Source organism: Bradyrhizobium sp. (assembly GCF_019244115.1).
In the GTDB taxonomy this organism is placed as follows: Bacteria; Pseudomonadota; Alphaproteobacteria; order Rhizobiales; family Xanthobacteraceae; genus Bradyrhizobium.
This window is the reverse complement of the sequence record NZ_JAFATE010000565.1, coordinates 1-6,984: the sequence shown is the minus strand read 5'-3', so window position 1 is coordinate 6,984 and position 6,984 is coordinate 1. Positions and strand designations below refer to the sequence as shown.

Below are 6,984 nucleotides of genomic sequence, written 5' to 3'. Positions count from 1 at the left end.
TATTTCCTCCGCCTCAAGCGGCTCGCCGATCGCTTCGGCTTCATGATCTTCAGTGACGAATGCTATTCGGAGATCTACACCCGCGAGGCGCCCGGCACTGCACTGGAATGTGCCGGCCCCGATTTCGGCAATGTCGTTGTCTTTCAGTCGCTGTCGAAGCGCTCCAATCTGCCGGGCATGCGCCTTGGCTTCGCGGCCGGCGACCGCAACTTCCTCAACCTGTTTCACGAGCTGCGCAACGTGGCGGCGCCACAGGTGCCGGTGCCGCTGCAGCATGTCGCGATCGCGGCCTATGGCGACGAAGCCCATGTCGAGGAGAATCGCAGGCTCTACCGGCAAAAGTTCGATTTGGCGGACCAGATCCTCGGCAACCGCTACGGCTATCGCCGCCCCGACGGCGGCTTTTGCATCTGGCTGGATGTGGCGGCGCTTGACGGTGACGAAGCTGCGACCATCAGGCTTTACCGTGACGCGGGCGTGCGCGTGGTGCCGGGAAGTTTTCTGGCGCGGCGGCAGACCGACGGATTCAATCCCGGCGCCGGCTACATTCGCTTGGCGCTGGTCGCCGATAGTGCAACGACCGCCGAGGCGTTGCACCGCCTCGTCGAAGTGCTTGGTTAGAGCGTTTTCGAGCGAAGTGGGGACCGGTTCGCGTGAAGAAAACGCGTCAAACGAATAAGCTGGAGTCGCCATTCCGATTCGATCGGAACGGAAACTCTAGGCGCGGGGCTTGAAGGGCATGCCGGCGATCGAACGTGTCATCCCGCTGGTCGCACACCTGCCGGTGTCGATCCGCGAAGCCATGAGCCGGCGACTGCGCGAACTCGCCGGCCTGGGCCTCATTGCCCTTGCCGGCGCCGCGGCGGCGGCCCTGATGACCTGGTCGGTGCAGGATCCGAGTCTCAGCCACGCCACGTCGCGCGCCACGCGCAACATCGTCGGCTATCCCGGCGCGATCGGCGCAGACCTGTCGATGCAGATTTTAGGGCTCGGCGCGATCATGCTGATGCTGCCGGTGGCGGTGTGGGGCTGGCGGCTGCTCACCCACCGCAATTTCGATCGCGAAGCGTTGCGACTCGGCTGCCTGATCCTGTGCACGGTGCTCGCGTCGGGTTTCGCAAGCTGCTGGCCGCATAATAGCGCCTGGCCGCTGCCGACCGGACTCGGCGGCGTTGTCGGCGACGCCTTGGTGCGACTGCCCGCCGTCGTGTTCGGTCCTCCCGGACTGATCTATCGCCTCGCGCTCGGGATCGTTCTTGGCACGGCAACGGTCGTGACCTTCCTGTTCGCCAGCGGCATGGGTTCGCGCCCACGCGAGGATGAGGACGCTGCCCCGAGCTCCGATGACGACGCGCCGTTCGAGGAGGCCGGCGAGGAAGACCGCGGATCGGTCTCGCTCGGCTGGGCATTTCATGCTGCGATGAGCGCGAAGGCGCGCATCGGCTGGCTGCTCGCAGCCGTCTATCGTCTCTTCGTCGCGAGCGGAGCGCAGCCGCGCGGCAAGTCGTTCGTCCGACAGGAGCCTAATCTCGGCGGCCGCGGCGCGCCAGCCCTCGCGCCGCAGGCGGAGGATGACGAGATCGAAGAGGACGAGGATGAGGAGGACGACGAGGAGGAGGCTCCCGCCCGTGCGCCGCGGAAGAAAGCCGCGGCCAAGATGCCGACACGCAAATCCAACGAGAAGTACGACCTGCCCTCGGTCTCGATGCTGGCGGCGCCGAAGGCCAGCGATCGCCAGCCGCTGAGCAAGAGCGAGCTCGAGGCCAATTCGCGCGCGCTGGAAGGCGTGTTGCAGGATTTTGGCGTGCGCGGCGAGATCGTAAAGGCCAATCCCGGACCCGTCGTTACACTGTACGAACTGGAGCCCGCCCCCGGCATCAAGTCGTCGCGTGTCATCGGATTGGCCGATGACATCGCCCGCTCCATGAGCGCCCTGTCGGCGCGCGTCGCCGTCGTGCCCGGCCGCAATGCCATCGGCATCGAACTGCCGAACGCCAACCGCGAGAAGGTTTATCTGCGCGAGCTCCTGATCGCGAAGGAGAGCACCGAGTCGGTCGCCAAGCTGCCGCTCTGTCTCGGCAAGAACATCGGCGGCGACTCGATCATCGTCGACCTCGCGCGCATGCCACATCTTTTGATCGCCGGCACCACCGGCTCCGGCAAATCGGTCGCCATCAACACCATGATCCTCAGCCTGGTCTATCGGCTGCGCCCGGATCAGTGCCGCCTGATCATGGTCGATCCAAAGATGCTCGAATTGTCGGTCTATGACGGCATTCCGCATTTGCTGACACCGGTCGTGACCGATCCGAAGAAGGCTGTCGTCGCGCTGAAATGGGCCGTGCGCGAAATGGAAGAGCGCTACAAGCGGATGGCCAAGCTCGGCGTGCGCAACATCGACGGCTACAATGCGCGCCTTGGCGAGGCGCGGACCAATGGCGAGGAGCTGACCCGGACGGTGCACACTGGCTTCGACAAGGAGACCGGCAAGGCGATCTACGAAGAGGAGAAGCTCGATCTCGATCCGCTGCCCTACATCGTCATCATCGTCGACGAGATGGCCGACCTGATGATGGTCGCCGGCAAGGACATCGAAGGCGCAGTGCAGCGCCTTGCGCAGATGGCGCGCGCTGCCGGTCTGCATGTGATCCTCGCAACCCAGCGTCCGTCGGTCGACGTGATCACTGGCACGATCAAGGCGAACTTTCCGACCCGCATCTCGTTCCAGGTCACATCGAAGATCGACAGCCGCACCATTCTCGGCGAGATGGGCGCCGAGCAGCTGCTCGGCCAGGGCGACATGCTCTACATGGCCGGCGGCGGACGTATCAGCCGCGTGCACGGGCCGTTCTGTTCCGATGAGGAAGTCGAGAAGGTCGTCAAACACCTCAAGGCGCAGGGCTCGCCCGAATATCTCGAGGCCGTCACCGCGGAAGAGCCGAGCGAGGAAGACGGCGCCGTGTTCGATGCCACCGGCATGGGCGGCGATGGCGGCGGCGACCTGTTCGCGCAGGCGGTTGCGATCGTCAAGCGCGACCGCAAGGCGTCGACCAGCTATATCCAGCGCCGCCTTCAGATCGGCTACAACAAGGCCGCCTCGCTGATGGAACGCATGGAACTCGAGGGCATCGTTGGCCAGGCCAACCACGCGGGCAAGCGCGAAATTCTCGTTCCCGAAGAGGAAGGCGGAGGTTTTTGAGCGGGCGAGCCGGGAAAGTCACACTGAACGCCCGTTCAAATAAAAACGATACCCCTTCGCTGCCAAATCGCGGTAAAATAGCGCAAAGCCAGTCAGGACGACGTTTTGAAGACAGATCCGAAACTTTCCGCCGCTGAACGACACCTTTCGCTCGGCAGGCCGACCGCGTTGGCATTGGCGATCGCCGTCAGTTTGGTCGGCGTTGCCGGTCCTTCAGCGGCACAGACTGTGCCGGTGCCGAAGCCCGCCCCGAAGGGGCGCGATCGCGTGCAGCTGAGCGCGGAAACGCCGCGCGCGCCTTCGACAACGGGAGCGGCCCAGAATGTACCGCCCAATCCGGTGATCCCGGATCCGCATCGCAACGTCCCCGCAAACATCTTCGCAAGCTTCGACGCCAATCAGAAAGCGCAAGCCGCAAGGGTCAGCGCCTATCTCTCGTCATTGCAGACGCTGGTCGGCAATTTCGTGCAGGTCGGTCCTGACGGCACCAAGACCAAGGGCGACTTCTACATCCAGAAGCCGGGCAAGGTCCGCTTCGAATACGACCCGCCGACCCCGATCGACATCATCGCCGACGGCACGACGCTGGTCGTGCGCGACCGCAATCTGGCGACCCAGGACAATTATCCGCTGTCGCAGACCCCACTACGATTCCTGCTGTCCGACCGCATCGACCTTCTCAAGGACACCAACGTCGTCAGCGTCACCGCCGACGATCTCTATATCAGTGTCACCATCGAAGAGAAGCAGGCGCTGATCGGAACGAGCCGGCTGATGCTGATGGTCGGCGTCAAGGACGGCCAGCTCAAGCAGTGGACCGTCACCGATCCGCAGGGCTACGACACGACCGTTGCCGTCTACAATCTGGATTCGACCAAGAAGGTCGACCCGGGCCTGTTCAAGATCGACTTCACGCGATACGACAGGTCGCCCGGCTGACCGCGCTGGCGCGCATTCCTGGTGGATAGCGGGCGCTCGGGCGCACAGCTACCTCGGCGAGGCTCGCAGCATGCGGAAAGATCGGCTATGCGAATCCCTTCCGCGCAAGATTGTTCGCCATCGTTTCGATGCTGATCTCCCTGACCACTTGGAACATCAACTCGGTGCGGCTGCGCATCGATCTCGTTGCAAAATTCATCAAATCGGCGCGGCCGGACGTCCTGTGCCTGCAGGAAACCAAGTGCATCGACGACGCATTCCCGCTGAAGCGGTTCAAGCGGCTCGGCTATGAGCACGTCGCACTGAACGGGCAGAAGGGTTATCACGGCGTCGCCATCATCTCAAAACTGCCGTTCGAATCGACGGACACGCGCACCTTCTGCGACAAGGTGGATTCTCGCCATGTCTCGGTCTCGTTCGGCGCCAGGGCCGAACTGACAAAGCCCCTGGTGGTTCACAATCTCTACGTTCCGGCGGGCGGCGACATTCCCGATCCTGCGCTCAACCCGAAATTCGAGCACAAGCTCGCTTTTCTGGACGAGATGAAATCCTGCTCGGCGCTGCATCCGCGCGGCGACGATCGGCATATTCTGGTCGGCGATCTCAACGTGGCGCCGCATGAGAATGATGTCTGGTCGCACCGGCAGCTTTTGAAGGTGGTGTCCCACACACCGATCGAATGCGAAAAGCTGCTCGCCGCGCAGGCGGAAGGGGCCTGGGTCGACGTCGCGCGCGAGCGCGTTCCGATGGCGGAAAAGGTCTATACCTGGTGGAGCTACCGCGCCGCTGACTGGACCGTGGGCGATCGCGGACGACGACTCGACCATATCTGGGTCTCGCCTTCGCTCAAGGAAGCCATCAGTGATTTCAAGATCCTGCGCGACGCGCGGAGCTGGGAGCGGCCGTCGGACCATGTGCCGGTGACTGTGACGATGGACGTATAGCTCTCAACTGCCGTCCCTGCGAAAGCAGAGACCCATAACCACTGGCCGCTGTTGTTGCGCCGAGTGGTTGGGACCTTGGTCTTGCTGATAGCATCCGCCGTATGGGTCGGCGCGCGCTTCGCCTGACCGGGACGACAGTCTCAACTGCTCAGCTTGGTGCCCGCCGTCAGGATATCGCTGGCAAGCCGACTGGTGCGATTGATGAACTCCTCGCGCAGGCGCACCGCGGCCGCGGGATCGCTCTCGAGCACGCGCTGAAACAGGCTGCGGCTGATGCGGATCACAGACGAATGTTCGAGCGCTGTCGCGGTCGACGGACGCCGCATGGCCACGATCAAAGCCAGTTCTCCGATCAGCATGCCGGGGCGAGCCACGGTCTCGGCACCAGCGCCGTCGTCGACCCGAAGCGCACCGCGCTGAACGACGAAACCGGCGTCCGCTTCATCGCCCTGGCTGAACAGCACATCGTCGCGCGGCACGTTGCGCTGTTCCGAGCCGATCGCGAGCATGCGCAGCGCGTCCGTTCCCAGCAGCCGCAAGGTCGGGACGCGCTCCAGCAGGGCGACATCATCTTCGATAGACATTCAGATCGGCCAACGGGACGCGGCAAGCCATTCGCGAATCGTTGCCCCGAACCGTATCACGGCACCAGCTTGTAGCCACCGGCTTCCGTTACCAGGATCTCGGGATTGGCCGCATCCCGTTCGATTTTTTGGCGCAACCGGTAAATGTGGGTCTCAAGGGTGTGGGTGGTGACGCCCGAATTGTAGCCCCAGACTTCCTGCAGCAGGGTCTCGCGCGACACCGGAAGCTGACCGGCGCGGTAGAGGAAGCGGAGGATCGCCGTCTCCTTCTCGGTCAACCGGACTTTCCGCGCATTGGCGGCGGTGAGCATCTTCGAGCCAGGCCGGAAGCTGTAGGGCCCGACCGAGAAGACCGCATCTTCACTGGCTTCATGCTGACGCAGTTGCGCCCTGATGCGCGCCAGCAGCACCGCGAAGCGGAATGGTTTTGCGACATAGTCGTTGGCGCCGGATTCCAGCCCGAGGATGGTGTCCGAGTCGGTGTCGTGCCCGGTGAGCATGATGATCGGAGCCTTGAAGCCGCCCTTGCGAAGGCTGCGCACCACCTCACGGCCATCGGTGTCCGGCAAGCCAACGTCCATCAGGACGAGGTCAGGCGAGTTGGCTCTCGCAGCGCTGGCCCCCTTCGCGCCTGTGTCGACAGCGGACGCTTCGAATTCGTCGTGCAGCGATAGTTGCTCCACCAGGGTGTCGCGCAGATCAGTATCGTCATCCACGATCAGGATCTTGCGGGCATTGGCCATGATCATTCCTTTTGTGCAGCCCGCAACGCGCGGACCAGATGGCCCTTCATTTACGTCCGGGCGCGTCAGATTATTCCACCCTGAAGTAGGAACCTGCAATGAAATCTCAAGCCGAGCGGCACTCTACCTCAGAATATCCGGCTATTTGCACGAATATGCGCGAATGGGATCAATAGACCATCAGCCGACAATGAGGCATTTGGCAGGCGAGGGGGCCCGTATGCAAAAACGTCATGTTTCAAAGGCTTACGCCCGATTCGGGCCGGTTCGGGCAATCACGGTTAAGGCCGCTGCTGGCAACCCGAACAGGGGCTGGCTCATGGTTGGCGATCGCGCGATTCCGGTCGCGCTGGGGCGTGGCGGGATTCTGGCCAACAAGCGCGAAGGCGACGGCGGCACGCCGCGCGGCGTGTTTCGGCCGCGCCGGCTGTGGTGGCGTGCCGATCGTCATCCGCGGCCTCGGACCTTTCTTCCGGTTCGCGCGATTCGCGAAGACGATGCCTGGTGTGAAGATCCAGCCGATCGTCATTACAACCAGTCGGTCCGAATTGGCCGTGAGCATCCTGGCGATCACC

The 6,984-nt window shown here is 63.3% G+C and carries 6 protein-coding genes and 1 pseudogene; 5 read left to right on the top strand and 2 right to left on the bottom strand.

Going from position 1 to position 6,984, the window contains the following annotated elements:
* From JOZ76_RS25085 to JOZ76_RS25070, 4 genes are all read left to right on the top strand, one after another.
* On the top strand, positions 1-621 hold a 621-nt coding region (locus JOZ76_RS25085), incomplete at its 5' end, for an aminotransferase class I/II-fold pyridoxal phosphate-dependent enzyme (RefSeq protein ID WP_291703190.1).
* Between the two features lie 118 nt (positions 622-739).
* Positions 740-3,199, top strand: a complete 2,460-nt coding sequence (locus tag JOZ76_RS25080) for an FtsK/SpoIIIE family DNA translocase (RefSeq protein ID WP_291703197.1) — start codon at positions 740-742, stop codon at positions 3,197-3,199.
* Positions 3,200-3,367: 168 nt separating this feature from the next.
* Complete coding sequence (locus JOZ76_RS25075; protein ID WP_291703192.1) at positions 3,368-4,138, top strand: outer membrane lipoprotein carrier protein LolA; 771 nt, start codon at positions 3,368-3,370, stop codon at positions 4,136-4,138.
* A gap of 128 nt (positions 4,139-4,266) precedes the next feature.
* The gene (locus JOZ76_RS25070) at positions 4,267-5,082 is read left to right on the top strand and encodes an exodeoxyribonuclease III (protein WP_291703188.1); all 816 of its coding nucleotides are present in this window, start codon (positions 4,267-4,269) and stop codon (positions 5,080-5,082) included.
* Between the two features lie 140 nt (positions 5,083-5,222).
* Here JOZ76_RS25070 and JOZ76_RS25065 read toward each other — a convergent pair whose 3' ends face one another.
* Both JOZ76_RS25065 and JOZ76_RS25060 read right to left on the bottom strand, forming a co-directional pair.
* A complete protein-coding gene (locus tag JOZ76_RS25065; RefSeq protein ID WP_291703186.1) occupies positions 5,223-5,666 on the bottom strand; it encodes a cyclic nucleotide-binding domain-containing protein in 444 nt (147 codons plus the stop codon).
* 56 nt (positions 5,667-5,722) lie between these two features.
* Complete coding sequence (locus JOZ76_RS25060) at positions 5,723-6,409, bottom strand: response regulator transcription factor (RefSeq protein WP_291703184.1); 687 nt, start codon at positions 6,407-6,409, stop codon at positions 5,723-5,725.
* Between the two features lie 220 nt (positions 6,410-6,629).
* Between JOZ76_RS25060 and JOZ76_RS25055 the strand changes: the two are divergent.
* Positions 6,630-6,984, top strand: a pseudogene (locus tag JOZ76_RS25055) (L,D-transpeptidase family protein); the annotation flags it as partial.

What these genes read in the sequence shown, in the direction of transcription:
- JOZ76_RS25080 (WP_291703197.1), top strand. Translation starts at nt 740, where the DNA reads ATGCCGGCGATCGAACGTGTCATCCCGCTGGTCGCACACCTGCCGGTG.
- JOZ76_RS25070 (WP_291703188.1), top strand. Translation starts at nt 4,267, where the DNA reads ATGCTGATCTCCCTGACCACTTGGAACATCAACTCGGTGCGGCTGCGC.
- JOZ76_RS25065 (WP_291703186.1), bottom strand. Translation starts at nt 5,666, where the DNA reads ATGTCTATCGAAGATGATGTCGCCCTGCTGGAGCGCGTCCCGACCTTG.
- JOZ76_RS25060 (WP_291703184.1), bottom strand. Translation starts at nt 6,409, where the DNA reads ATGGCCAATGCCCGCAAGATCCTGATCGTGGATGACGATACTGATCTG.